Genomic DNA, 667 nt, shown 5'->3' with positions numbered 1-667 from the left:
GTCGCTGGTGGTGACGCGGACGTGGTCGACGACGAGTTGCTGGGGGAAGGCGGTGTTGCCGTCGGGGTCGCCGGGCCAGTAGCCGCCGACCGCGAGGTTGAGGATGAGGAAGAAGGGCTTGTTGAAGGCCCAGGTGTTGCCGCCGGTGTCGGCGGGGGTGCGGTGCTGGTAGACGTTGCCGTCGACGGACCAGGTGATGGAGTCGGGGGCCCAGTCGACGGCGAAGGTGTGGAAGTCGTCGGCGAAGGCCCGGCCGCCCGGCAGGGTGTAGCCGGCGCCGATGCCCCCGGAGCCGGAGTAGCCGGGGCCGTGCAGGGTGCCGTGGACGGTGGACGGCTCGAAGCCGACGTTCTCCATGATGTCGATCTCACCGGAGTTGGGCCAGCCGACCTGCCCGATGTCATTGCCGAGCATCCAGAACGCGGGCCACATGCCCTGGCCGCGCGGGATCTTCATCCGCGCCTCGACGTGCCCGTACCGCTGGGTGAACTTGCCCGAGGTGTTCAGCCGCGCCGAGGTGTACTGACAGGTGCCGTACCAGCACTGGTAGTTGGAGGGGTTCTCCTTGCGGGCGGTGATGACCAGATGGCCCTGGCCGTCCAGCGCGGCGTTCTTGTTCCCTGAGGTGTAGTACTGCCGCTCGTGGTTGTCGACGTTGTCGCCGGTC

General features: G+C 68.2%; 1 protein-coding gene. It reads right to left on the bottom strand.

The genetic code is table 11. The features are described from left to right. The coding region (locus E6R18_RS33885) for a glycoside hydrolase family 16 protein (protein WP_136320688.1) at window positions 1-667 on the bottom strand (667 nt) is incomplete at both ends.

The sequence above is a fragment of the Streptomyces sp. A1277 genome (assembly GCF_004795015.1).
Lineage (GTDB): Bacteria > Actinomycetota > Actinomycetes > Streptomycetales > Streptomycetaceae > Streptomyces.
Note: the sequence above shows the minus strand (reverse complement) of the source record. Positions and strands in the feature narration are given on the sequence as shown.